The sequence below is a fragment of the Microbacterium aurantiacum genome (assembly GCF_002872075.1).
GTDB lineage: Bacteria > Actinomycetota > Actinomycetes > Actinomycetales > Microbacteriaceae > Microbacterium > Microbacterium aurantiacum_A.
The window spans coordinates 149,675-172,936 of record NZ_PGGU01000025.1 but is presented as its reverse complement, the minus strand read 5'-3'; the positions used below and the strand labels follow the sequence as shown (position 1 = coordinate 172,936).

Here is a 23,262-nt window from a genome sequence, read left to right as displayed (position 1 = left end):
TCTCCGCCGGCGCTTCGCAGCGACGGACCCGACGTCGTGCTTGTGCTCGTCGTCGTGCCCGTCCTACACTGATCCGAACAAACCTGTCTGACAGCCAGACAGCATGCGCTTGGTGGGTCGGGTGCATCCGCGATGAGGTGGATGCACCGATCTGCTCATGAATCGAAAGGCACGTCATGGCCGAGAACGAAGACGTTCTACAACTCAAGAGCCCGAAGTCGCAGCATGTCGACATCGGTGACGCCGGATACGCCAAGGGCCTCAAGCGCCGGCACATGCACATGATCGCCATCGGTGGTTCGATCGGTACCGGGCTCTTCCTGGGTGCGAGCGGCCGGATGGAGCTGGCGGGGCCATCGCTGGCGATCGTGTACATCATCTGCGGTGCGTTCGCGTTCTTCGTCGTGCGCGCCCTCGGCGAGCTCGTCATGTACCGCCCCTCGTCGGGCGCGTTCGTGTCGTATGCCCGGGAGTTCATGGGGGAGAAGGGCGCCTACACCGTCGGGTGGCTGTACTTTCTGAACTGGTCGACGACCGTGGTCGCGGACATCACCGCCGTCGCCCTGTATGCGCACTTCTGGTCGATGTTCGTCGCGATCCCGCAGTGGGTGCTGGCGCTGATCGCCCTGGCGATCGTCGTCGCCATGAACGTCATCTCGGTGAAGGTCTTCGGCGAGATGGAGTACTGGTTCGCCCTCATCAAAGTGGGCGCGATCGTCCTCTTCGGGATCATCGGCATCTTCCTCATCGTCACCGGAACCGAGATCGACGGGCACACGCCCGGCGTCGCCCTGATCGTGGACAACGGCGGGCTGTTCCCGATGGGGATCGCGCCGATGTTCATCATCGCGCTCGGGGTCGTCTTCGCATTCGGCGGGACCGAACTGGTGGGAGTGGCCGCCGGAGAGTCGGAGAATCCTCGAGCCGTGATCCCGAAAGCCGTCAATTCCATCATGTGGCGGATCATCCTCTTCTACGCCGGCTCCGTCGTGCTGTTCACTCTGCTGCTGCCGTGGACGGCCTACTCGGCAGGGGAGAGCCCGTTCGTCACCGTGATGAACGCGATCGGCATCCCCGGCGCGGGCGACATCATGAACGTCGTCGTGCTGACGGCTGCGATGTCGAGCCTCAACGCCGGCCTCTACGCGACGGGACGAACACTGCGTTCCATGGCGATGGCCGGAACGGGACCGAGATTCGCGAACCGACTGAACAAGGCCGGCGTCCCCTACGGAGGAATCCTCATCACCGCCTCGATCGGCGTCGCCGGGGTGATTCTGAACTTCTTCGTACCTGAACGGGCGTTCGAGATCGTGCTCAACCTGGCCGGTATCGGCATCGTCGGCACGTGGATGTCGATCATGATCTGCCATTGGCTGTTCCTGCGAAAGGCGAAGCGGGGAGAAGTGGAACGGCCCGCATTCCGCCTGCCGCTGGCACCTGTGACGAATATCGTGACCCTCGTCTTCCTCGTCATGGTCGTGGTGCTGATGGCGATGGATGCGAACGTCGGAAGGCTGACGCTGGCAGTCTTCGGGCTCATCGTCGTGGCGCTGGTCATCGGCTGGTTCGTCATCCGCGATCGGATCAACCCTGACGCTTTGATCGACCTGGGAGACGCGAGCGAACTGCCTGCCGGTGACGAGTCTCGTGAGTGAGAGGCGCCTGCTCGTCGTGTACACCGGCGGCACCTTCGGCATGCGGGATCAGGGGTCGGGGTTGGAGGTGACGGATGACCTCGGAGCGGAGATCGCCTGTCTTGTCGCCGGATATGACGCTCAGCGCCGCACAAGAACTCGCTGGGCGTTCATGAAGTCGGTCTGCGTCATCGACAGTGCAGAAGCGACCCAGCAGACGATGGTGGACTGGGCGACCGAGATCCGTCTGAAGCTCGAGTCCGCGGACTGTGACGAGAGATACACGGGCGTGCTCGTCATCCACGGCACGGATACGCTGGCGTACACGGCGGCCAGGATGGCGTTCGAGCTCGCTGACCTTCGGCTTCCTCTCGTCTTCACGGGATCTCAGCTCCCGCTTCATTTCCCGGGCAGCGACGCACCGTCGAACTTCGAGTACGCGCTGGACGCGCTTTCCGGCACCACCACAGGCGGTGCGTGGGTGGCATTCGACAACCAGCTGCATCCGGCGGTACGTGTGAGCAAATACTCCAGTGAAAGCAGATCAGGATTCGCCTCACCTCGGGCTCTCGCGCCGGTGGCCGACTCGACGCTGGCAGACGCGATCGCCGATCACTTCGCAGAGCCCGAGGTCACGGAGACTCGGAAAGTCGGTGTCCTGAGCGTGTTCCCGGGCATGGCCTCCGAGCAGGTGCGGGCAGCTCTTGCTTGTTACCCTGACGGCTTGATCCTCGAGTGCTATGGCGCGGGAACTGCACCCGTCAGCACTCCCGGCATCCTCGACGACTTGGGTGCGGCCATCGAAGAGGGAACCATCGTGGTGGCTGTCACGCAGTGCCAGACCGGCTCCGTCGACCTCTCGCGATACGCGGTCGGGTCTGCGCTGGCGCGCGCCGGAGTCTTGAGCGGCGGCGATATGACCCTGGAAGCCGCGCTGGGCAAGCTCGGCTATCTCGTCGGCAAGTATCTGGATGCCCCGACGACGAGAAGCGCACTCGCCTCGAACCTCATCGGGGAGATGCAGCTGTCGGCTGTCTCGGCACGTCCGGGTCTCTAGGAGCGTCGATGCCGTGCCTCGGCGAAGGTGGCGTCGAGCGCGGCACGAAGGTCTTCGAGAAGGTCATCCGCGTCTTCCAGCCCGATGGATAGCCGGAGATGACCGTGCGTGCGGAACGGCTCGGGGTAGGTCGCGACGCGGCCGCCCTCGGTCCCGGTGTGCACGATGAGCGAGTCGTCGTGCCCCAGTGAGAATCCCGAGGTGATCAGTCGCAGGTTGGCGACGAACCGGTTCTGCTGATCGGCGTCGCCCTTGACCGCGAACGCGATCATCGCGCCGAAGCCACGGCTGCCGAACTGGCGTGCGGCGAGCTCGTGCTCCGGATGCGAGGGGAGCCCGGGGTAGTAGATGTACTCCACGCGAGGGTCGTCGGCGAGGTACCGTGCGACCCGCTCCGCCGAGCGGAAGTGCTGCTGCAGGCGCAACGGCAGTGTCACCGAGCCGCGCTTGATCTGCCAGGCGTTGAACGGGGAGATGATTCCCCCGACATCGACCATGGCATCCGCCTTGATCGGCTGGATGAGGTCGCGCCGCCCGGCCACAGAGCCGCCCATCGCGTCGCCGTGCCCGTTGATGTACTTCGTCAGCGAATGCACGACGAGATCCGCACCATCGGTGATGGGCCGGTAGAACGGCGGCGGCGTGAACGTCGAATCGACCATCAGGATCGCCCCGCCCGCGTGCGCGATGTCGGCGATCGCCCGGACATCGGCGATCTTCGTCGTCGGGTTGGCGATCGCCTCGATGCAGACGAGCTTGGTCTCCGGACGCATCGCCGCGCGGACGGCGTCGAGGTCGCCGATGTCGACGAAGGTCGCCTCGATGCCGTAGCGCCCGGGGAGGAGCTCTGTCCACAGTCGCCAGGTCGCTTCGTACGTCACATCGCTGACGACGACGTGGTCGCCGACACGCACGTGCGTGAAGAAGACCGCGTGCAGGGCGGCCACACCGGACGCGAGCGCGACCGCGTCTTCGGCGCCGTCGAGGGCGGCGAGCTTGTGCTCGAGCGCCGCCTGGTTCACGCCGGTGTTCCGCGTGTACAGGCCCGGCTCGGTGGCGGACCAGCTGATCTCGCTGGGGTCGTCGGGCAGCTCGTATGAGTTGGCCATCACGAGCGGCGTCCGGAGTGCCTTGGTCGAGTCGAGACGATTGCCCAGGTGCACCGCGATGCTCATGTCGGACAGCGTCGACGGGTCCGTTCGGTCTGGACGTGTGCTCATGATGTCTCCTCCCGCTGGCATCCGTGCGGCGAAGACGGATCACCGCACAGTGGATGCCCATCAGCTTAGCGTGCATAATAGACACAAGCAATTGCCGATAACGCACATTGGAGACGTGATGGAGCGACTTCCTCTCGACGAGGTCGATCGGCAGATCCTGGCGCAGCTGACGGACGATGCGCGGACACCACTCGTCGCGCTCGCGGCCAAGGTTCACCTCTCCCGCAATGCGGTGAAGCAGCGGATCGAGCGCATGGAGCGCCAGGGCACGATTGCGGGCTACACCGTGGTCCGCGGGCGGAGCGCCTCGAAGGGCGTGGTGGCGATCGTGATGGTCTATCGCGTCGATCGGATGCGCGGTGGCTCGGTGATCGCCGAGATCTCGCAGATCCCCGAGGTCCGCACGTGCGACATCCTCAGCGGGGACTTCGACCTGCTGGTGACCATCGAGGCGGATTCGATGGATCGGGTCGGCGAGGTCTGGGAGTTCATCGCCGCATTGCCGGGCGTGGCGAACACCGTGACCTCGGTCTCCCTGACGCGCGTCGTCGATCGCCGATGACGCGCGCCAGGGGAGTCCTCAGGTGCTGATGCAGACGACCTTCGGCTGGGTCATCTCCTCGAACGCGAACCGGACGCCCTCGCGCCCCATGCTCCCGTACTTCGCGCCGCCGAACGGCATGCTGTCGACACGGTAGTCGGATGAGTCGTTGATCATGACGCCGCCGGCTTCAAGGCGCTCGGCCACACGCAGTGCGCGACCGAGGTCCGACGTGAATGCCGCCGCGTGCAAGGCGTATTCGACGTCGTTGGCCTGCGCGATCGCCTCCTCCTCGGTGTCGAACGCGGTCAGGGCGACGACGGGTGCGAAAGCCTCCTCCCGCCACAGCTCACCGCTCAGCGCGACGTTCTCCACCACGGTCGGCCAGTACAGCGAGCCCTCCCGGCGGTGTCCGGTGAGGATGCGGGCGCCGGCGCTCACGGCATCGTCGACCACTCGTTCGACGCGCGCGGCCGAGTCGGCCGAGATCATCGCTCCGACGTCGGTGCGGGGATCGGCGGGATCGCCCACGCGCAGTGCCGAGGTCCTGGCGACGAAGCGGTCGCGGAATCCCGCGTACACGCTGCGCTCGATGAGGATGCGCTGAGCGCCGACGCAGTTCTGTCCGGCGGCCCAGAAGGCACCGGAGACGCACGCGTCGACAGCCGCATCGATGTCGGCATCCGCGAAGACCAGCACCGGGGCGTTGCCGCCCAGCTCCATCGCGAGCTTCTTGAGCCCCGCGCCGCGGGCGATGGCCTCACCCGTCGTGAATCCTCCGGTGAACGACACCATGCGCACGTCGCGGATGCCGATCAGCGCCTGCGCGAGGTGGCGGTCGCCGTGCACGACGGTGACGATCTCGTCGGGCAGGCCGGCGTCGATGAGCACGTCGACGAGGAGCTGCGCGGTGAGCGGCGTGAACTGCGACGGCTTCAGGATGACGGAGTTGCCGCCGGCGATCGCGGGGCCGATCTTGTGGGCGACGAGGTTGAGCGCGTCGTTGTACGGGGTGATGGCGACGATGACGCCGAGCGGTTCGCGGGTGAACCACCCGCGCCGGTTCTCCGAGCCCTCGTAGGCGTCGAACGGGATCACCTCGCCGTCGGCGGCACGCGCCGCCTCGGCGGAGAGGGACATCGTCGTGATGGCCCGCTGCACCTCCTTCCGCGCCTGCGTGATCGTCTTCCCGGCCTCGCGCATGACCAGCGAGGCGGCCTCATCGGCGCGCTCGCCCAGCAGTCGCGATGCTCGATCCAGGATGCGGTGCCGGGCGAACTTCGACAGGTCGCGGGAGAGCGATGCACCGATGCGGGCACGCTCCATGATCGCGTCCGCATCCGCCGGCGTGCTCTGCGGCACCTCTCCGATCTGCTCGCCGGTGAACGGGTCGAACACCGCCAGCCGGTCGGCGGCGAGTTCGGCGGGAGCGAGCACGGCGGTCACCGTGCGGCCCCGACGAGCGCACGCTGGTGGGCGTCGATGGCGATGATGTCGGAGAGCAGCGCGTACGCGGTCTCCCAGCGTCCGGCGCCGGGACCGGAGACGGTGACCGTTCCCAGCAGGTCGGTGGTGAAAGCGATCGCGTTCGTCGCACCCGAGATTCCGGCCAGGGGGTGGTCGGGCGACAGGGCGATCGGCTCGACCGCTCCGCTCACCCTGCCGAACTCATCGCGCGTCACCGATCCGACGAGCTTCCAGCGCTTGCCCTCGGCCGCGGCCTGCACGATGTCAGCGGCGCTGAGGCTGCTGATCCCGCGGCGCTCGACGTCGGCGGTCGTGAGATCCGCGCCGAGAAGCTCGTTGGCGAGGATCACGACCTTCAACTGCACATCGGATCCCTCGATGTCTGCGGTGGGGTCGGCCTCGGCGTATCCGAGCTCCTGCGCCTCGGCCACGGCGGCCTGCAGAGTCATCCCGCCCTCCATCTTTCCCAGCACGTAGTTGCTCGTGCCGTTCAGGATGCCCTGGATCGCGTTGATCCTCAGTCCGCTCATCGTCTCGCGGCCGAAGCGGAGCACGGGGGTGCCGCTCATGACGGAGCCTTCGTACTCGAACCGGACGCCGTTCTCGTCGGCGAGGCGATTGAGCGCCGCGCGTGCGATGGCGACCGGCCCCTTGTTCGTCGTCGTGACGCTCTTGCCGCTCTCGAGGGCCGCGCGGACGTGCGAGATCGCAGGCTCCCCGTCGACCGGATTCGTGAAGGTGGCCTCGACGATGATGTCAGCGGATGACAGCCGGATCACGTGGTCGTTGTTCGGGATCGCCGCGCCACCCGGCATCCCCTCGAAGCTCGCGCTCGACGGCAGTTTCAGCACGTGGTCCAGATCGATGCCGTCCGGCTGCATGAGCGAGCCGAATCGAAGATCGGTGATCGCGACGACGCGGAGCGTGAACCCGAGTTCATCCCCGAGCGCTTCGCCTCGATCGCGGATGATCTCGGCGAGAGCGCGGTTGACGCCTCCGAAGCCGATGAGGGCGAGATCATGGTGGTTCACGGGTGCTCCTTCGTCAGAACGTGTAGGAATCCATCGTGAGATGGGCTGCTGTCAGTCCGCGCCTTCCGGAACGGCACACCGCACTGCCGGAACGCCCGTCCCGCTGCCCGAATCGCAATCCGCCGGCCGCAGCGGTAGTTTTCGGTCATCAGGGTTGCGGTCGCGGCCGACGGCATGTAGCGTCCCGCCATACCCGATTCCGTGCAAGATCGACACAACAGCGTGTCGATAACGCACGCCAATGTTTGGATTGAGAGACCGCATGGCTCCTGTAGCCGGGGAGAAAGAACTCCCCAACGCCCTTCCTCACACGACCGCGACACAGGTGCCGCTGCGCCGGCTGCAACGGTCGATGGACGCCCGCCACCTGATCATGATCGCCCTCGGCGGCGTGATCGGCTCGGGGCTCTTCCTCAGCTCCGGCTACACGATCTCGCAGGCCGGTCCGCTCGGCGCGATCATCGCCTACCTGATCGGCGCAGTCGTCGTCTACCTGGTGATGGCCTGTCTCGGTGAACTGGCGATCGCGTACCCGGTCTCCGGCGCGTTCCACATCTACGCAGCCCGATCCATCGGCCCGGCCACCGGCTTCACGACGGCGTGGCTGTACTGGCTGTGCTGGGTGGTCGCTCTCGGCTCGGAGTTCACCGCATCCGGAATCCTCATGCAGCGCTGGTTCCCCGGAGTTCCGGTGTGGCTGTGGTGCCTGATCTTCGCGGCGGTGCTGTTCCTGCTCAACGCCGTCTCGGCGCGCGTCTTCGGCGAGGCCGAGTTCTGGTTCTCCCTCATCAAGGTCGTCGCCATCGTGGGGCTCATCGTGCTGGGCGGCGCCGCGATCTTCGGCATCACACCCCTGTCGGCGGAGCATCCGCCCGCGCTCCTGTTCAGCAACTTCGAGACTCCGGAGGGCCTGTTCCCCGGCGGGTTCAGCGGCGTCCTCGTCACCGCTCTCGCCGTCTTCTACGCCTTCAGCGGTTCGGAGCTCATCGGGGTCGCGGCCGGCGAGACCAAGGACCCGGCCAAGAACATCCCGAAGGCGCTCCGCTCCACCGTGCTGCGTCTCGTGGTGCTTTTCGTCGGCGCCATCGCCGTCGTCGCGGCGATCCTCCCCTACGAGCAGGCCAGCGTCACGAGCAGCCCGTTCGTCGACGTCTTCGAGTACGTGGGCGTGCCCTTCGCGGCCGACATCATGAACTTCGTCATCATCACCGCGCTCCTCTCGGCGGGGAACAGCGGATTGTTCTCCTGCGCACGGATGCTGTTCTCGCTGGCCGAGGAAGGGCACGCGCCGAAGCGCCTGGCCTACCTCACCAAGCGCGGAGTCCCGCTCGTCGCGCTCACCGTGAGCATCCTCATCGGACTCGTCTCCCTGCTCACCAGCGTCATCGCTCCCGGCACCGTCTATCTCGTGCTCGTCTCGATCGCGGGATTCGCGGTCGTGGCCGTGTGGATGTCGATCGTGGCGTCTCAGTTCTTCCACCGGCGGGCCTTCGTCCGAGCCGGCGGCGACATCAAGACGCTGGCCTACCGGACGCCGCTGTACCCCGCTCTGCCGATCGTGGCCTTCGCACTCCTGTTCATCTCGATCGTGGCGATCGCCTTCGACCCGAACCAGGTCGCCGCGCTGTACTTCGGCGTTCCGTTCGTCGGAGCCTGCTACCTGTACTTCTGGTGGCGCCACGGCCGCATGCGCCCGACGGACGACGCAGCGGCGGTGCCGGTCGTCGCCGGTGCCACTGAGTGACGAGACCTCCGTCAGCGGGGTGGGTCGACGTCGACATCGAGGCGATCGACCACAACATCCGCACCGTCCGCGCAGAACTCGGCGACCACGTCGAGTTCTGCACGGTGGTGAAGGCGGATGCGTACGGCCGCTGGATAGGATGAGCCGACCCGACGAGATCGTGGGGGAGAGGAGAGTACGCGGCAGATGAGCGCATCCTCTCTCACTCAGGGTCTGGCGTTGCTGGATGCCGCCATCAGCCAGGAGCGCTTGCGGAGTCTCGGGCACAACGCGTCGCGGCTCGCGGAGGCGACGGGCATCGAGCGGAGTCGGGTCTCGCGGCTGACCCAGGAACTGCGGGAGCTGGAGTACCTGGAGCGCAGCGAATCCGCATTGCTCGCCGCCGGACCGCAGTACTTCCGCACCGCAGCGACGCTGAACGCGCCGTGGCTGAAGGGCTCCCGCGAGGTTCTGAGGTTCCTCGCGTCGCACCTGCGGATGACGGCCGTGATCGCCGTCGCCGACGGACCCCGGGCTGTGCTGCTGCGGTATGAGCGAGCGATCACGACATCCGACCGCTCGCTCCGACCCGGGCTCGTCGCGCCGATCTGGTGCACCGGGGCAGGCCGGGCACTGCTGTGGGATCACTCGCGAGACGGCCTGGAAGAGCTGCTCGACGACGTGCAGTTCGTCGGCGTCGGCGGCCCGGCATCCGCGCGGTCGGTCGCCGAGGTGCATTCACGGCTTGACCATGACCGGGCGAACGGGTTCATCGCCGCGAGTCAGGAGTACGTCGACGGGGTGGACGAGTTCGCCCTCCCCATCCGGCGGAACGGCGTGGTCATCGCTGCACTCGCCCTCGCCGGTGCCCATCGGGCGAAAGGCGCATCGCGCGAGGTTCGCGCGCGCCTCAGCGACGCGGCGCAGCAGCTGAGCGCCGCGGCCGAAGGACGCTGACGGCCGCTCGGGTCACCGGCTCGCTGCACCGAGCCGGTGGGAGAGCCTGTCGGCCGCGTCCTGAACCGCAGTGCCGCATTCCGCAGTCCTGGCGTGCAGCGCGTTCCGTTCTCCGACGACCTGGATCGCGGCGATGACCTCGCCGCGGAAGTCCCAGACGGGAGCGGCCACCGAGTAGAGTCCGGGCTCCGCCTCCTGATCGATGATCGTGTATCCGCGCTCGCGATCCTGGCGCAGACGGTCGATGAAGTCCTCGATCGAGGCGGGAGCGTTCGGCCCGGGGCTGTCGAATTCCGTGGCCGAGAACACGGCCCGGATCTCCCGATCGGTCGCATCCCAGAGCACCGCACGCCCCGCGTCGCTGCAGAACGCCGGGTAGGCGCGCCCGCGCCAGGATCCGATCATGCGCGAGTCCGCGGGGACGCTCTCGAAGATCGTCACGGTGCTGTCGCCCTGCAGGATGCTCAGGAAGCACGCCTGGCCGAGTTCGGCGGAGAGCGCGTCCAGTGCCGCCATCCCGACGGTCTGCAGTCGCTGATCGGTGAGTTCCTGAGCGGTCGCGTACCAGTTCCAGGACAGCGAATAGCTCAGGTCGGCGTCGCGGACGACGAAACCGAGATTCGAGAGGACGGCCAGGGTCCGGGAGACCTGCGAGCGGTCGCGGTCCAGCTCTCGTGCGATGCTCTGCACCGTCGCCGCGTCGCCGCGTTCCGACAGTTCGCCCAGCGCGCGGACGATCTCGAAGCCACGTCCCATGCTGCTCAGGCGCGTCTGCGTGCGGTGATCCATCGGCATGGATCGAGCGTAGCCGCCGGACGGACACGACCCGGCGTGTCGAACGGGAGTAGGTGACACCGCGACTCCGCGTCGGCCACACTGAGTCCCATGGGATCAGCGTTGACCACCATCGGACTGCCTGTCGCACTCGGCATCATCATGCTGGGCCTCGGGCTCAGCCTCACCCTCGCCGATTTCGCGAGAGTGCTGAAGCAGCCGAAGGCGGTGATCATCGCGCTGCTCTGCCAGCTCGTCCTGCTGCCGGGCATCTGCTTCGGCCTCGTGCTGCTGTTCCAGCTGCCGCCGGTGCTGGCCGTGGGCATGATGATGCTCGCGGCCTCGCCGGGCGGCACGACGGCGAACCTCTACAGCCATCTCTTCCGCGGTGACATCGCTTTGAACATCTCGCTGACGGCGGTGAACTCCGTGATCGCGGTGATCACGCTTCCGGTTATCACGAACTTCGCCATCGCGTTCTTCCAGCCGTTCGACGACCAGCTCGGGCTGCAGTGGTCGAAGGCCCTCGAGGTGTTCGCCATCGTCCTCCTCCCGGTCGCGGCCGGCATGGTGATCCGCCGCTTGTGGCCCTCCTTCGCCGACGCGATGGACAAGCCGGTGCGGATCGCATCGGTGGTCATCCTCATCGTGGTGATCGCCGGGGCCGTGGCATCGAACTGGGCGCTGCTCGTCTCGAACTTCACCCAACTTGCGCTCATCACCGTGCTGTTCTGCCTGATCAGTCTCACCGTGGGGTTCTTCGTGCCACGCTGGCTCAACGTCGGCAGACGGCAGGCGGTCGCCACGTCGTTCGAGATCGGCATCCACAACGCCACTCTCGCGATCGTCATCGCGCAGTCCGTGCTCGGCTCCGTGGAGCTGAGCCTTCCCGCTGCGGTCTACGGCGTGCTCATGTTCTTCATCGCGTTCGGGTTCGGATTCCTCATCCGCGACCGCTCCACCGCCAGAGGTGCGGCGGTGCCGGCGGGCGAGCGTTCCTGAGTTGGGGTCAGCGGTCGATCCAGCTCTGCATCCGCTCCGGGTAGCGGTCGATCGAGGTGTCGATCAGATCGGATGCCGCGGTGAGTTCGGCGACCTCGGCGGTGTTCAGTTCGATGGCGGCTGCTCCCGCGTTCTCGTCGAGGCGATGGATCCTCGTCGTGCCGGGGATCGGGACGATCGATGGATGCCGGGCCAGCAGCCACGCGAGTGCGATCTGCGCGGGCGTGGCATCGCGGCCCTTCGCGACCCGCGTGAGCGCATCGACGAGCTGCCGGCTCGACTGCAGGTTCTCCTGGCTGTACCGGGGAAGAGTGCTGCGCGTGTCATCGTCGCCGAACGTGGAGGACTCGTCGATGGCTCCGGTGAGCACGCCGCGGCCGAGCGGGCTGAACGGCACGAGCCCGATGCCGAGCTCGTCGAGGGTTGGCAGGATCTCCGCCTCGGGCTCGCGCCACCACAGCGAGTACTCGCTCTGCAGTGCGCTGACCGGCTGCACCGCATGCGCGCGCCGGATCGTGGCGGCGCCGGACTCGGACAGTCCGAAGCGCGACACCTTGCCCTCGTCGATGAGACTCCGGACGGTACCGGCGACGTCTTCGATGGGCACTTCGGGGTCGACGCGGTGTTGGTAGAGAAGGTCGATTCGCTCGATGCCGAGCCGTTGCAGGGAGGCATCCACGGTGGCGCGGATGTAGTCGGGCCGGCTGTTCAGACCCGACGAGGTCGAACGTTCGAAGTCGAAGCCGAACTTCGTCGCGATCACCACCTGGTCGCGCACGGGGGCGAGTGCCCGGCCGACGATCTCTTCGTTGGTGAAGGGCCCGTACACCTGGGCGGTGTCGAAGAACGTCACGCCCAGGTCGACCGCATGGCGGATCACCGAGATCGCGTCGGCCTGGCCGATGTCCTGTCCGTAACTGTGACTGAGGCCCATGCATCCGAAGCCGATCGCGGACACCTCCAGGCCGGGAGCGAGCGTGCGAGTGATCATCTGTCTCTCCTTCTGCGGATCTGCTTCGGGTGTGCGTTGTCTTCGAGCCTACGCATGCCGGCGGAGCCGGGACCGGCGACGCAAGGCTTCGTCCGGTGTTCCTAGACTGGGGCGATGCGAGCGCTCACCGAAGCCGACGTCCGTGCGTCGTTCGTCAACGCGGATGCCGACGAGCAGCGCGTCATGGCGATGCCGCACGACTTCGTGCTGGTCGACTGGGACTACCTCGACTTCTTCGCCTGGCGCGATCCCAGCGCCGGACGCCGCGGCTACGTGCTGATCGAGCATGACGGGCGCGTCGTCGGCGTGGTCCTGCGCGCCTCCGACCCGGGTCGAGGGCACGCGGGCATGTGCAACATCTGCCACACGATGCAGCCGGGCAACCAGGTGGCGTTGTTCTCCGCGCGCCGCGCCGGAGAAGCCGGAGCGCGAGGAGGCTCCGTCGGAACCTACCTGTGCACCGACCTCTCGTGCCACGAGAACGTGCGGCTCGCGCATCCGCTCGCTCCGAACGAGATCCGCCCCGCCGGCCAGGTCGACATCCGGCTCGACGGCACGCGGAGGCGGATGGAGGCCTTCGTCTCCCGTGTGCTGGAGCAGGACTGATCGGCGATTACGCTGAAGACATCCGTCCTGTGCTCGAAGGAGAAGCCATGAGCGATGCCATCCTGTTCTCGGTGACCGACGGGATGGCGCGACTCACGCTGAACCGTCCGGCCCGGCTCAACGCCTTCAACGCCGACCTGGCGCACGCCTGGCGCGATGTCACCGCCGAGGCGACGTCGAGAGCCGACGTCAAGGCGATTCTGCTCGACGCGGCGGGCCCGGCTTTCTGCGCCGGCGGTGACGTCATCGACATGGCGTCCTCGATGGGTTCGGGCGCCGACATCACCGCGCTCGCCGAGGTGATCAATGCCGGCATCCGCTCGCTCACCGGGTCGACGATCCCGGTCGTCGTGGCGGCCCATGGCACCACCGCCGGCGGCGGGCTCGGCATCCTGCTGTGCAGCGACTACGCCGTCGTCGGCTCGCGCTCCCGCCTCGGCAGCCTGTACGCGAACATCGGGCTGACACCCGACCTCTCCGTCTCGGCGCAGCTCGCACGGGCCGTCGGGGAGCGTCGTGCGCTTCAGCTCGTGCTCCAGGACCGCCTCCTCACAGCCGACGAGGCCCAGGACTGGGGCCTCGTCGCCGAGGTCGTCACCGGTGCGGATGCCGCGAGCGAGGCCGAGCAGGTGCGTGCGCGCGCCGAGGAGATCGCCCGCTTCTGGCTGGCCGGCGCGGCCGACGCCTACGGTCAGGCGAAATGGCTCGTGCGCTCGCAGCCGCAGCGGAGCTTCACCGAGCAGCTGAGCGAGGAAGCCCGCTCGATCGGAGCCTTCATGGAGACCGCCGAGGCGCAGGCGAGGATCACCGCGTTCGCGGCGGCATCGACCAAGGCCCGCTGAGCCAGGACGCGTCCGGCGCTGCCCTGACATCGGAAGAACTTTCCACAGCCGGGACGGCGGCCGTGGTTCCGCGGCCTCTGCGTGCGAGGATGAAGGCAACGCCGCTCAACGAGAGGATCGCCATGTCCCAGCCGGATGCCGCGAAGGCCGAGAAGAAGAACACGTCCCTGCTCATCAGGGGCGCCATCTGGATCGCGATCGGCGCGCTGATCGCTGCGGCCATCGTCTGCGTCATCTGGGTGCTGATCGGAGATCAGGACGGACTGATCGGCCGCGCATTCCTGACGATCCTCCTGCTGGCCGGGTTCGCCGGGATCGCGATCCTGGAGGCGGGGCTCGCCCCGAACCGTCCGGACTGGCTGGCCTTGTCGAGCATGGTCACCTGGATCGTCGCGCTTCTTGTGGGGGCTGTGAAGATCTGGCTTCCCGAAGACGGCGAGGACTTCGGGGGAGCGGAGCGCTTCTTCCAGCTGCTGCTGGTCGTCGGCATCCTGCAGCTGGCGTTGCTGCACGTGCGCATCTTCACGCCGGCCGCCGAGCGTCATGTCACGACCTTCACCCGGGTGATCTACATCCTGACGATCGTCTTCCTCGCAGCTCTCGTGGGCATGCTCGTCTTCTTCCTCACGTTCCCGCACTCCTTCGACTACGTCGAGCTGTACTGGCGCATCGTCGTGGCGCTCACGATCCTCGCCGCCGTCGGCACCACGCTCATCCCGCTGCTGAACGCGCTGTTCGCGCCGAAGAAGCGCCCCGCGTTCACCCATTCCGCACCTGCTCAGGCGCCGGCGTGGCCGACCTACGCCGACGGCTTCACGCCGCTGCCCGCTCTTGCAGACGGCCAGCCCGACTGGAACGCGTACTACACCGGCTACCCGACCGCCCAGCCGCAGCAGGCGCTCGCGATCGCTCCGGCCGGTCAGTTCCCGGTCGTTCCGGCAGCGGCGACGAGTGTCCCCACCCCGCCCGCACCCGAGGCGCCGGTTGCGCCCCCGGTGCCGGTCGCATCCGACGTGCCCGCCGTTCCCGAAGCGCCGGCGGCGCCCCCGGTTCCGCCCGCTCCTGAATCGCCCCCGGTTCCCCCCGTTCCCCCGACTCCTCCGGCGCCGGGCGATCACATGGCGTTCCCGCCGCCTCCTCCGCAGGCGCCGCAGGCTCCCCAGTGAGCCTCGAGCTCGACCTCGGAGAACTCGCGGCCGACATCGCCCGCGAAGCCGGCGCACTCGCGCGGCGTCGTCGCCAGGAGGGCGTGAACCTCGCGGCGACGAAGTCGACGCTCGCCGACATCGTGACGGATGCCGATCGCGAGGTCGAAGCGCTGATCCGTGCCCGCCTGCGCGCCGAGCGTCCGGGCGACGGCTTCCTCGGTGAGGAATCGGGCGCGGAGGCCGGCGAGACCGACGTGACCTGGGTCGTCGACCCGATCGACGGTACCGTGAACTACGCCTACGGCATCCCCGCGTACAACGTCAGCATCGCGGCGGTCCGCGGCAGCGCCGACCCCACTACCTGGGAGGCGCTCGCCGGTGCGGTCTTCGCTCCGGCGCTCGACGAGCTCTTCACGGCGGTGCGCGGGCGCGGCGCATGGCTTGGCTCGGCGCGGCTCGCGGTCACGACCGACAGCGCAGCCGGAGCTCTGCTCGGCACCGGATTCGGGTACGACCCGGCCACGCACGACGGAGATCTGGCGACGGTACGGCGGGTGATGACCATGGCACGGGATCTCCGGCGCATGGGCGCGGCCGCTCTCGACCTCGCCTACGTGGCGGCCGGCCGGCTCGACGGATACTTCGAGCGAGGGCTGTCGCCCTGGGACTTCGCCGCCGGTGCTCTGCTCGTCAGCGAAGCCGGCGGAAAATTCTCCCGGCTCGACGTCGATTCGGCTCGGCCGATGGTGATCGCCGGCGGAGCCGATGTGCACGACCGTCTGCGGACCCTGGTCAACGACATGGCGGCGGTGACAGGCACGTGAACAAATTCATGGCATTCCCAGGCGGAGCACGATAGTGTTTATCCGATCGTTACTTTCACCCGCCCGAACAGGTGAGAGTTGAGTAAGCGCCCCCGAGCTTGACGCACGACCCGAGAGAATCAGTTTTGCCCTTCGAGAATCCCCAGGCTGCCCCTGCGCCCACGCGCCGTTCCAGCCGACTCCGCAACGCGGCCGTCGAGGCCTCTGCGGTTCCAGCGACCGAGGCCGCCTCCGCTGGGCCGGAGAGCGTTCCCGCCGTGCCGGCGCCGCCGGCACCCGTGGCGATCTCCCGTCGCGCAGCGCGTCAGCGCGTGACCGCCGAGACCGTCGACACGACCACCACTTCGCCTCTCGAGCCCGCCGTTCCGGTCGAGAGGCCCGCTGAAGCCCCCGCCGCCGAGACGATGTCCGACGAAGACGTCGATGTCTTCGAGCAGGCGGCTCGCGCGTTCCGCATCAAGCAGACGACGGATTCCGCGGCATCCGCCCCGCGTTCCACCGACGACGAGCCCGTCGCGGTCACGCACGTCGCGTCCCGCCGTTCTCACACCATGCGTCGCGTCGTCACCATCGGCGCGACCGTCGGCGTGATGAGTCTCGCCGGACTCCTCGCCGTCTCGATGACTCTTCCGACCGAAGCTGTCGCCGCCGTGCAGGCCCCGCAGGCCGCCGCGGCGACTTCGCTCGTCACTGCATCCAAGGCTGCGAAGGACGACGCACCCGAGGACGAGATCCAGGCGTACGTCGCCTCCTCCGATGTGCAGAACGAATCGCTGGCACGCGCAGAGGACTTCTCGACGGTGTCGTACCTCGACATCGCTGCCGAGCAGGGCATCCGGTACTCCGGTGAGGTCTTCACCAACGACCCGGATGCGGCGATCCAGTGGCCGTTCCTCGTCGGCGTCGGCATGACCTACGGCTACGGCATGCGCGACGGCCGGATGCACGAGGGCATCGACTTCGTTCCCGGCGACGGCGCTCCCATCCAGGCCATCGCCGACGGCACCGTGCGCCTGGCGACCGAGCAGGGCGGCGGCTACGGCGTCACGGCCTACATCGACCACGTCATCGACGGCAAGGTCATCACGAGCCACTACGGCCACATGCAGTACGGCTCCCTGCGGGTCAAGACCGGCGACAAGGTGAAGGTCGGCGACATCGTCGGTCTCACCGGCGACACCGGCCAGTCCTACGGTGCGCACCTGCACTTCGAACTCATCGTCAACGGGGCGACAATCGACCCCATGCCGTGGCTCAAGGCGAACGCCGGTCGAACCTCGTATTGACCGCCTCAGTTTCATGAGAACGCCACAGTGATGGTAGTCTCGTGTGGTTGCCCCGCGAGGGGTGGCACGCTCCGATAGCTCAGTGGTAGAGCACTTCCTTGGTAAGGAAGAGGTCGTCAGTTCAATCCTGACTCGGGGCTCGCAAAGCATCTTCTCACGTGACGGATGCCTCGCGGCAGGGTAGCTCAGCTGGTTAGAGCGCACGACTCATAATCGTGAGGTCGCGGGTTCAAGCCCCGCTCCTGCTACAGACGAAAGCCCCCGAGAAATCGGGGGTTTTGTCGTTTACCAGAGTGTCCCGGGGTATGTCCCTGCCGCGACGGAGTGCAGTCAGCCATCCGCCGCACCTCGACCTCCTCACTTCGTCTCACGTCTGTGGCTGACTCGGATGCCTATAACAGCAGGACGACTTGGCGGTGGCGCTGATCCGCTGCTTGAACTCGGCATGATCTACGCGTCGGGTACATTGACTTGACTGCTGATGTCGGCCAGGTGGGGGAGCCATGACGGACAAGAATGTGAACACGCTCGGCGACTGGCTCAAGCGGCCCATCACATGGGTTGTGCTCGCGGTCGCGGGTGTCATCTTCGTTGTGCTGCAGGTGTTCGCGCCGGGAGTGTTCAGCGGTTCCGACCGTGAGGCGGCGACGGGAACGGAGATTCGCGTGGAGCGTGCTCCCGGCGTCGAGGTGCCGCAGGGGGCCGACGTCGTCGCGGTCTATCTGGCGGAGAATCGCGAGGACACCGCCGTGGAGATCTCGTCGGCAGAGATCACCTACCTGCGCGTCGAGGGCGGCGGTCCGGAGTGCACGGGGGCGAGCCGCGCCGGTGTGCAGGCCAAACTCGAGAACCATCTCGTCGGCAAGCGGATCGACCGCAGGAGCGGGTACGAGTTCGAAGTCACCTACACCGGGCGCGACGAGCCGGTGCCGGACTGCGTCGGGGCGACGATCCAGGCCGAAGTCGAGATCCGAGTCGTCCCCTACAAGTGACAAAGAGACGGAGCTCCGTTCGTTCCCGTTCGGCCGAGTCAGTAGCGTCCGCTCGCCGCGTGCGCAACCCCTTGCCTCAGGACAGGATCGGGGGCGTATGTTCCCGGCATGGGTTCGGTGCAGACGACGATGCGAACGTACGCGATGATCGATGGTGTCCCCTATGCGCTCGCGCAGGGGCAGGATCTGGCTGAACTCAAGCGCACTTTCGAAGCGGCGATGAAGTCGGGAGGCGCCTTCGTCGATTTCACCGCCGAGGGCGACCGGAAGATCAGTGCACTGGTTTCGGCTGCGACTCGCGTGGTGTTCGCGGTGGCGACCGTCGAACACGACGAGCGCGACGCTGGAGTTCCGGACTTCCCGAACGGCGACCCCTATGAATTCTGGGATGCGACGTGACGGAACTCCTGACCATCGGTCGCAATGAGAAGGGTGCACACCATGGGAACACTCGAGTACAACAGCGGGCGGCCCCCGATTGAAGTCGATGACGAAACGCTCGCATATCTGAAGATCGTGATCGGCACGAAGCTCCGCCGCCACGAGAGCTTCATGATGACGTGGCTGCCCGATGAGAAGAGCCCCACAGGTCGCCTCACCATCTGGATGCATCCCAGCATCCCGCTTGTCTTGGAGTTCAAGGGCTCGTCGATGCCGCGAATCGACCCGAAGCGGATCGAGCGCATGATGGAGCACCTCAGCGCTCGCGGAGAACTCATCCTCGACCAGATGCCGAAATGAGTCTCATCGTTCAGGTGGCGGACGGGTGGCCCGCGAACGGCTACGGGTGACGGGAAGTTCTGGTGGGCGATAATGAAGACCCCGGGATCCCGGGGGTTTCCGTCCTGTCCGGGTTCTCCTCGAGATCGCCCCGGCAGCCGATCCGGAGGAACGCGATGACCGCCGCCCACGATCTCGCCCTGCACCTCGCGGACGACGGACTCCTCGTGCTCGACGGCGCCCTCGCGACCGAGCTCGAACGTCGAGGGTGCGACCTCAACGACGCGCTCTGGTCGGCGAAGGTGCTCCTGGAGCAGCCCGAGGTCATCGAGGCCGTGCACTGTGACTACTTCGCCTCCGGCGCCCGCATCGCCACGACGGCGAGCTACCAGGCGACTCCCGAAGGATTCGCCGATCGCGGGCTCGATGAGGACGCCGCGCTCGACCTCATCGCCCGCAGCGTCGACCTCGCGGCATCCGCTCGCGCAGCACAACCGACCGCTTCCGCACCACTCGCCATCGCCGGCGCGATCGGTCCCTACGGGGCGTTCCTCTCCGACGGTTCGGAGTACCGCGGCGACTACGACCTGACGCGTGACGAGTTCCTCGCGTTCCACCGGCCGCGCGCGGCCGCACTGGTGGCGGCCGGCGCGGACCTGCTCGCGTTCGAGACCCTACCGAAGCTCACCGAGGCCCTCGCGCTCGCCGACCTCTCCGACGAGCTCGGCACCCCCGCGTGGTACTCGTTCTCGCTGCGCGATGCGCGGCACATCAGCGACGGGACTGCGCTCGCCGATGTCGCCAGAGCTCTCGACGGCCGCCCTGGTGTGGTCGCGATCGGCGTGAACTGCGTTCCGATGGGCCTCGTCTCCCCAGCGCTCGACGAGTTGGCCGCGCACACCACGCTGCCACTCGTCGCGTACCCGAACTCGGGCGAGGTCTACGATCCGGTGACGAAGACGTGGGGCGCGGGGGAGAGCGCGTCCGCGAGGCTCGCCGACCTCGCGGACGACTGGCGCGATCGTGGCGCGCGCCTCATCGGCGGATGCTGCCGCACGACGCCGGCCGACATCGCCGAGTTGGCGGATGCGCTGGGCCTATAGCGCCTGTGAGATGCAGAGGAAGTTGCCCTCTGTGTCCCGGAACCAAGCCGCCTTGGAATCGTCCATCGTGGCAACGCCGTTCTCCGTCTTCATGCCGGGGATGTCATAGTCCTCGAAGACTACGCCGCGCTCGCGCAGGCGTGCCATCTCGGCGTCGAGGTCGTCTGTCATCCAGACCATCTGGGTGTTCTTGGCGGTGCCGGCGTTGCTCGTCTCGTAGATCTCGAAGGCCGAACCTTCGGCTGCGTGGTACATGAGCATGCCGTCATGCATCTCGTCAGGGTCGAGGTCGAGCTTGTCGTGATAGAAAGCCCGTGCGCGTTGCAGGTCTGCAGCAGGCAGGACGGGGTGGAGTTCCTTCAACATTGTGGCTCCTCCTTTGGAGCGCGTGAAAGGGAGGTGAAACGGGTGGGAGTGCCGTACACCTGAGCTGATCGCGCGACCGGTGGCCGGTATCCTCGTCCGCCGAACGGCGGGAGACGCATCAGCGGGCGGTGGCTATCGCATTCCCTGACACTCTACGCCTGGTGCACTCTGCGAGAAAGGGCTCGACGTCGGAGCCGGTCAACCCTTCGTCGTCGGCGGGTGGCTCCCGGCATCGAGCGGATCGAACGCGGCGCCGGGGCACCGGGTCTCAGAATTCATCGGCCCGAAACACCGTGCCGTCGTCCCTTCAATAGGGTTGTGGCAATGTAGGGCGCCCAGCTCGGCATTGAAAGGCATCCAGTATGAGTGAATCCTCGAAATCCTCATGGGACCGTCCGGTTTCGCCGGAGACGACGGCCGGCTTCGTTCCCGTGGAGAGACCGCAGGCGAAGAAGCTGCGATCGCGCCACGTGACGATGATCACCCTCGGGGGCATCATCGGAGCGAGTCTCTTCGTGGGCTCCGGGAACGTCATCCGCACCGTCGGTCCGGCGGCGGTGCTCTCCTATCTCATCGGCGGGCTTCTGGTCTTCCTGGCGATGCGGATGCTGGGAGAGATGGCGGCCTCGCGACCTGCGATCGGCTCCTTCATGGAGTACGCCAGGGTCGGCCTCGGCGACTGGGCCGCCTACCTCGTGGGCTGGCTGTACTGGTACTTCTGGGTCGGCGTTCTCGCCTACGAGGCCGTGCTCGGTGGCGAGACCATGCACCTCTGGTTCGACGCCGTGCCCTCCTGGGCGTGGTCGCTCATCCTGCTCGCGATCTTCGTCGGTACCAACGTCATCTCGGTTCGCACGTTCGGCGAGGTCGAGTTCTGGCTGGCGAGCATCAAGGTCCTCGCCATCGTCGTCTTCCTCGGCGCAGGTGTGCTGTTCGCCTTCGGTCTCTGGCCGAACGCCACGAACTCGATCTCGAACCTCTGGGAGCACGGCGGGTTCGCCCCGAATGGCTACGGTGCGGCTTTCACCGGGGTGGCACTGGTGATCTTCTCCTACTTCGGGACGGAGATCGCCGTGATGGCGGCCGCCGAATCCGAGAACCCCGCGAAGGGCATCCGGCAGTCGACGACCACGATCATCTGGCGCATCCTGCTGTTCTTCGTCGGCTCGGTGCTCATCATCGTCACGATCGTGCCCTGGAACGAACTGCCCGCACCGACGGACGTCGCCACGGCACCGTTCACCTACGTGCTGTCGCTCTTCGGCATCCCCGGTGCTGCCGTCATCATGCAGCTCGTGATCTTCACCGCCGTGATCTCGGTGCTCAACTCGGGGCTCTACTCCGCGTCTCGCATGTTCTCCGCCCTCGCCGAACAGGGCTTCGCTCCTCGCGCCGTCGCCACGAAATCCAAGTCCGGCGTACCGGTGGTGGCATTGCTCGCGTCGACAGTGGGCGGTCTGATCGCGACCCTGGTCAACTTCCTCACGCCGGAGTCCGGAATCTTCGATTTCATCATGAACTCCGCCGGACTCGTCGCGCTGTTCGTGTACCTCTTCATCGCCGTGACCCAGATGCGACTGCGTCAGAAGATGACGCCCGAAGAGGTCGCCGGCCTCAAGATCAAGGTCTGGCTGCACCCCTGGCTGAACATCCTGCTGATCGCCTGCATCGTCGGAGTGATCGTCGTCATGATGTTCAGCGAAGGCGGACGCACTCAGGTCTGGACGAGCCTCATCGCCACCGGAGTGCTCGTGCTGTTCTGGCCGCTCGTGCGTCGCAACCTCAAGCGCCGCAGGGCCCGGGACACGGATGCAGCGGAGGACGACGTTCTCAGCCCCGTCAGTCCGGTGTGAAGCCAGGCCTGTTAGCTGTCGCATCGCTGAGGGGCCCTGGCGACGCTGACCGCCGAGGACGGATCTCGCCCCGCCGGGCTCGGGTCTCGATAGAGTGCTGACCATGTCTGCGACAAGGGTGTTGTTCATCGGCGGAACCGGAATCATCTCCTCGGCAGCGAGTGCTCTCGCGGCGCAGCGAGGCATGCAGGTGACGCTGCTGAACCGCGGTCGATCGCGTCGTGCTCCCGCCGAAGGCGTGGAGGTGCTCACCGCGGACATCGCGGACGCCGCTGCCGTCGACGCTGCTCTAGCGGGGCGTGAGTTCGACGTCGTCGCCGACATGATCGCGTTCACGCCGGAGCAGGTGCAGCGCGACATCGACCGCTTCGAGGGACGCACCGGCCAGTACGTCTTCATCAGCTCCGCCTCGGCTTATCAGAAGCCGGTGGCCCGGCTGCCGATCACCGAGTCCACGCCGCTGCGCAACCCCTACTGGCAGTACTCGCGCGACAAGATCGCCTGCGAGGATCTGCTCTCCGCAGCGTACCGGGACCGGGGTTTCCCAGTGACGGTGCTGCGGCCGTCCCACACGTACGACAAATGGACCATCCCCGCGTTCGGCGGCTGGACGGCGATCGACCGCCTCCGGCGAGGTGAGGAGATCATCGTCCATGGCGATGGCACTTCGCTGTGGACGCTCACGCATTCGCGCGACTTCGCTGTGGGATTCGTGGGCCTGCTCGGCAATCCGCTCGCCTATGGCGACACGTTCCAGATCACCAGCGATTTCGTCTATACCTGGAACGAGATCTACTCGATCCTGGCGCACGCGTCCGGCGTCGAGCCCCGGATCCGCTACGCCACCAGCGCTGCGATCGACCAGGCGGCACCGGAGCGCGCCGGTCAGCTCACGGGGGATATGGCGCATTCCGTCGTGTTCGACAACACCAAGATCCGGAGGATGGTGCCCGACTTCAACCCGACCACGGCACTGCACCACTCGGCCCGAGAGATCATCGACTGGCACGACGCGCATCCGGAGCTTCAGCGCGTCGACCCGGAGATGGATGCGCTTCATGAGCGGTTGCTCGCGCAAGCCTAAGCGCCCGCTCGCCTCGGAACGGACTGGTGATCCGCGAG

General features: G+C 66.9%; 24 protein-coding genes and 2 tRNA genes. 20 read left to right on the top strand and 6 right to left on the bottom strand.

The genetic code is table 11. From position 1 onward, the window contains the following. Window positions 1-176: 176 nt before the first annotated feature. Window positions 177-1,658, top strand: a complete 1,482-nt coding sequence (locus CUR96_RS16540) for an amino acid permease (RefSeq protein WP_102194422.1) — start codon at window positions 177-179, stop codon at window positions 1,656-1,658. Then, window positions 1,651-2,694, top strand: coding sequence for an asparaginase (locus tag CUR96_RS16535; RefSeq protein WP_102194421.1), 1,044 nt, complete (start codon window positions 1,651-1,653; stop codon window positions 2,692-2,694). The genes CUR96_RS16540 and CUR96_RS16535 overlap by 8 nt, the downstream gene beginning before the upstream one ends. Here the strand turns inward: CUR96_RS16535 and CUR96_RS16530 are convergent. After that, window positions 2,691-3,914: a trans-sulfuration enzyme family protein gene (locus CUR96_RS16530; RefSeq protein ID WP_102194420.1), complete on the bottom strand. Its 1,224-nt coding sequence runs from the start codon at window positions 3,912-3,914 to the stop codon at window positions 2,691-2,693. The two genes, CUR96_RS16535 and CUR96_RS16530, sit on opposite strands and share 4 nt — an antisense overlap. 118 nt (window positions 3,915-4,032) lie before the next feature. On the opposite strand from CUR96_RS16530, the gene CUR96_RS16525 reads away from it, so the two are divergent. Further along, window positions 4,033-4,476, top strand: a complete 444-nt coding sequence (locus tag CUR96_RS16525) for an Lrp/AsnC family transcriptional regulator (RefSeq protein ID WP_102194419.1) — start codon at window positions 4,033-4,035, stop codon at window positions 4,474-4,476. Window positions 4,477-4,494: 18 nt separating this feature from the next. Here CUR96_RS16525 and CUR96_RS16520 read toward each other — a convergent pair whose 3' ends face one another. Together CUR96_RS16520 and CUR96_RS16515 are read right to left on the bottom strand one after the other, a co-directional pair. Further along, window positions 4,495-5,901, bottom strand: a complete 1,407-nt coding sequence (locus CUR96_RS16520) for an aldehyde dehydrogenase family protein (protein WP_102194418.1) — start codon at window positions 5,899-5,901, stop codon at window positions 4,495-4,497. Beyond that, window positions 5,898-6,953 carry a homoserine dehydrogenase gene (locus tag CUR96_RS16515; protein ID WP_102194417.1) on the bottom strand — a complete coding sequence of 352 codons (1,056 nt, stop codon included), beginning with the start codon at window positions 6,951-6,953 and terminating at the stop codon, window positions 5,898-5,900. The genes CUR96_RS16520 and CUR96_RS16515 overlap by 4 nt, the downstream gene beginning before the upstream one ends. 262 nt (window positions 6,954-7,215) lie before the next feature. On the opposite strand from CUR96_RS16515, the gene CUR96_RS16510 reads away from it, so the two are divergent. Genes CUR96_RS16510 through CUR96_RS16500 form a run of 3 tightly spaced genes read left to right on the top strand, consistent with a single transcriptional unit; the run spans window position 7,216 to window position 9,633 of the window. Next, window positions 7,216-8,697, top strand: coding sequence for an amino acid permease (locus tag CUR96_RS16510; RefSeq protein ID WP_102194416.1), 1,482 nt, complete (start codon window positions 7,216-7,218; stop codon window positions 8,695-8,697). After that, window positions 8,694-8,840 (top strand): alanine racemase, encoded by a 147-nt coding sequence (locus CUR96_RS16505; RefSeq protein ID WP_102194415.1) that lies wholly within the window; start codon window positions 8,694-8,696, stop codon window positions 8,838-8,840. The genes CUR96_RS16510 and CUR96_RS16505 overlap by 4 nt, the downstream gene beginning before the upstream one ends. A gap of 43 nt (window positions 8,841-8,883) precedes the next feature. Continuing rightward, complete coding sequence (locus CUR96_RS16500; RefSeq protein ID WP_102194414.1) at window positions 8,884-9,633, top strand: IclR family transcriptional regulator domain-containing protein; 750 nt, start codon at window positions 8,884-8,886, stop codon at window positions 9,631-9,633. Window positions 9,634-9,645: 12 nt separating this feature from the next. On the opposite strand, the gene CUR96_RS16495 is transcribed toward CUR96_RS16500, so the two are convergent. Beyond that, window positions 9,646-10,428, bottom strand: coding sequence for an IclR family transcriptional regulator (locus CUR96_RS16495; protein WP_102194413.1), 783 nt, complete (start codon window positions 10,426-10,428; stop codon window positions 9,646-9,648). Between the two features lie 90 nt (window positions 10,429-10,518). On the opposite strand from CUR96_RS16495, the gene CUR96_RS16490 reads away from it, so the two are divergent. Continuing rightward, complete coding sequence (locus tag CUR96_RS16490) at window positions 10,519-11,409, top strand: bile acid:sodium symporter family protein (RefSeq protein WP_102194412.1); 891 nt, start codon at window positions 10,519-10,521, stop codon at window positions 11,407-11,409. 7 nt (window positions 11,410-11,416) lie between these two features. Here the strand turns inward: CUR96_RS16490 and CUR96_RS16485 are convergent, their stop codons facing one another. Continuing rightward, window positions 11,417-12,400 (bottom strand): aldo/keto reductase, encoded by a 984-nt coding sequence (locus tag CUR96_RS16485; protein ID WP_102194411.1) that lies wholly within the window; start codon window positions 12,398-12,400, stop codon window positions 11,417-11,419. Window positions 12,401-12,514: 114 nt separating this feature from the next. On the opposite strand from CUR96_RS16485, the gene CUR96_RS16480 reads away from it, so the two are divergent. From CUR96_RS16480 to mmuM, 11 genes are all read left to right on the top strand, one after another. Beyond that, entirely contained in the window at window positions 12,515-13,006 is a 492-nt protein-coding gene (locus CUR96_RS16480; protein ID WP_102194410.1) for an FBP domain-containing protein, read from the top strand. 47 nt (window positions 13,007-13,053) lie between these two features. Further along, complete coding sequence (locus CUR96_RS16475) at window positions 13,054-13,848, top strand: enoyl-CoA hydratase/isomerase family protein (protein WP_102194409.1); 795 nt, start codon at window positions 13,054-13,056, stop codon at window positions 13,846-13,848. A 122-nt stretch (window positions 13,849-13,970) separates the two neighbouring features. Then, complete coding sequence (locus tag CUR96_RS16470) at window positions 13,971-15,014, top strand: hypothetical protein (RefSeq protein ID WP_180969082.1); 1,044 nt, start codon at window positions 13,971-13,973, stop codon at window positions 15,012-15,014. Then, the gene (locus CUR96_RS16465) at window positions 15,011-15,820 is read left to right on the top strand and encodes an inositol monophosphatase family protein (RefSeq protein WP_102194408.1); all 810 of its coding nucleotides are present in this window, start codon (window positions 15,011-15,013) and stop codon (window positions 15,818-15,820) included. Before CUR96_RS16470 ends, CUR96_RS16465 begins: the two co-directional genes overlap by 4 nt. Before the next feature lie 125 nt (window positions 15,821-15,945). Further along, a complete protein-coding gene (locus tag CUR96_RS16460; RefSeq protein WP_102194407.1) occupies window positions 15,946-17,106 on the top strand; it encodes a M23 family metallopeptidase in 1,161 nt (386 codons plus the stop codon). A 68-nt stretch (window positions 17,107-17,174) separates the two neighbouring features. After that, window positions 17,175-17,246, top strand: a tRNA-Thr gene (locus CUR96_RS16455). Window positions 17,247-17,280: 34 nt separating this feature from the next. Beyond that, a tRNA-Met gene (locus tag CUR96_RS16450) sits at window positions 17,281-17,354 on the top strand. A gap of 255 nt (window positions 17,355-17,609) precedes the next feature. Then, window positions 17,610-18,098, top strand: coding sequence for a hypothetical protein (locus tag CUR96_RS16445; RefSeq protein WP_102194406.1), 489 nt, complete (start codon window positions 17,610-17,612; stop codon window positions 18,096-18,098). 108 nt (window positions 18,099-18,206) lie between these two features. After that, window positions 18,207-18,497 (top strand): hypothetical protein, encoded by a 291-nt coding sequence (locus CUR96_RS16440; RefSeq protein ID WP_245861395.1) that lies wholly within the window; start codon window positions 18,207-18,209, stop codon window positions 18,495-18,497. A 42-nt stretch (window positions 18,498-18,539) separates the two neighbouring features. Then, window positions 18,540-18,839 carry a hypothetical protein gene (locus CUR96_RS16435; protein ID WP_102194405.1) on the top strand — a complete coding sequence of 100 codons (300 nt, stop codon included), beginning with the start codon at window positions 18,540-18,542 and terminating at the stop codon, window positions 18,837-18,839. Between the two features lie 155 nt (window positions 18,840-18,994). Beyond that, entirely contained in the window at window positions 18,995-19,921 is a 927-nt protein-coding gene (mmuM, locus tag CUR96_RS16430) for a homocysteine S-methyltransferase (protein WP_102194404.1), read from the top strand. Here mmuM and CUR96_RS16425 read toward each other — a convergent pair. Then, window positions 19,916-20,287 (bottom strand): VOC family protein, encoded by a 372-nt coding sequence (locus CUR96_RS16425; RefSeq protein ID WP_102194403.1) that lies wholly within the window; start codon window positions 20,285-20,287, stop codon window positions 19,916-19,918. The two genes, mmuM and CUR96_RS16425, sit on opposite strands and share 6 nt — an antisense overlap. 362 nt (window positions 20,288-20,649) lie before the next feature. Here CUR96_RS16425 and CUR96_RS16420 point away from each other — a divergent pair, with 362 nt between their 5' ends. Together CUR96_RS16420 and CUR96_RS16415 are read left to right on the top strand one after the other, a co-directional pair. Beyond that, on the top strand, window positions 20,650-22,140 hold the full coding sequence (locus tag CUR96_RS16420; RefSeq protein ID WP_102194402.1) for an amino acid permease: 1,491 nt from the start codon (window positions 20,650-20,652) through the stop codon (window positions 22,138-22,140). 103 nt (window positions 22,141-22,243) lie between these two features. Next, window positions 22,244-23,224 carry an NAD-dependent epimerase/dehydratase family protein gene (locus tag CUR96_RS16415; RefSeq protein ID WP_102194401.1) on the top strand — a complete coding sequence of 327 codons (981 nt, stop codon included), beginning with the start codon at window positions 22,244-22,246 and terminating at the stop codon, window positions 23,222-23,224. The last annotated feature ends 38 nt before the right edge of the window (window positions 23,225-23,262 follow it).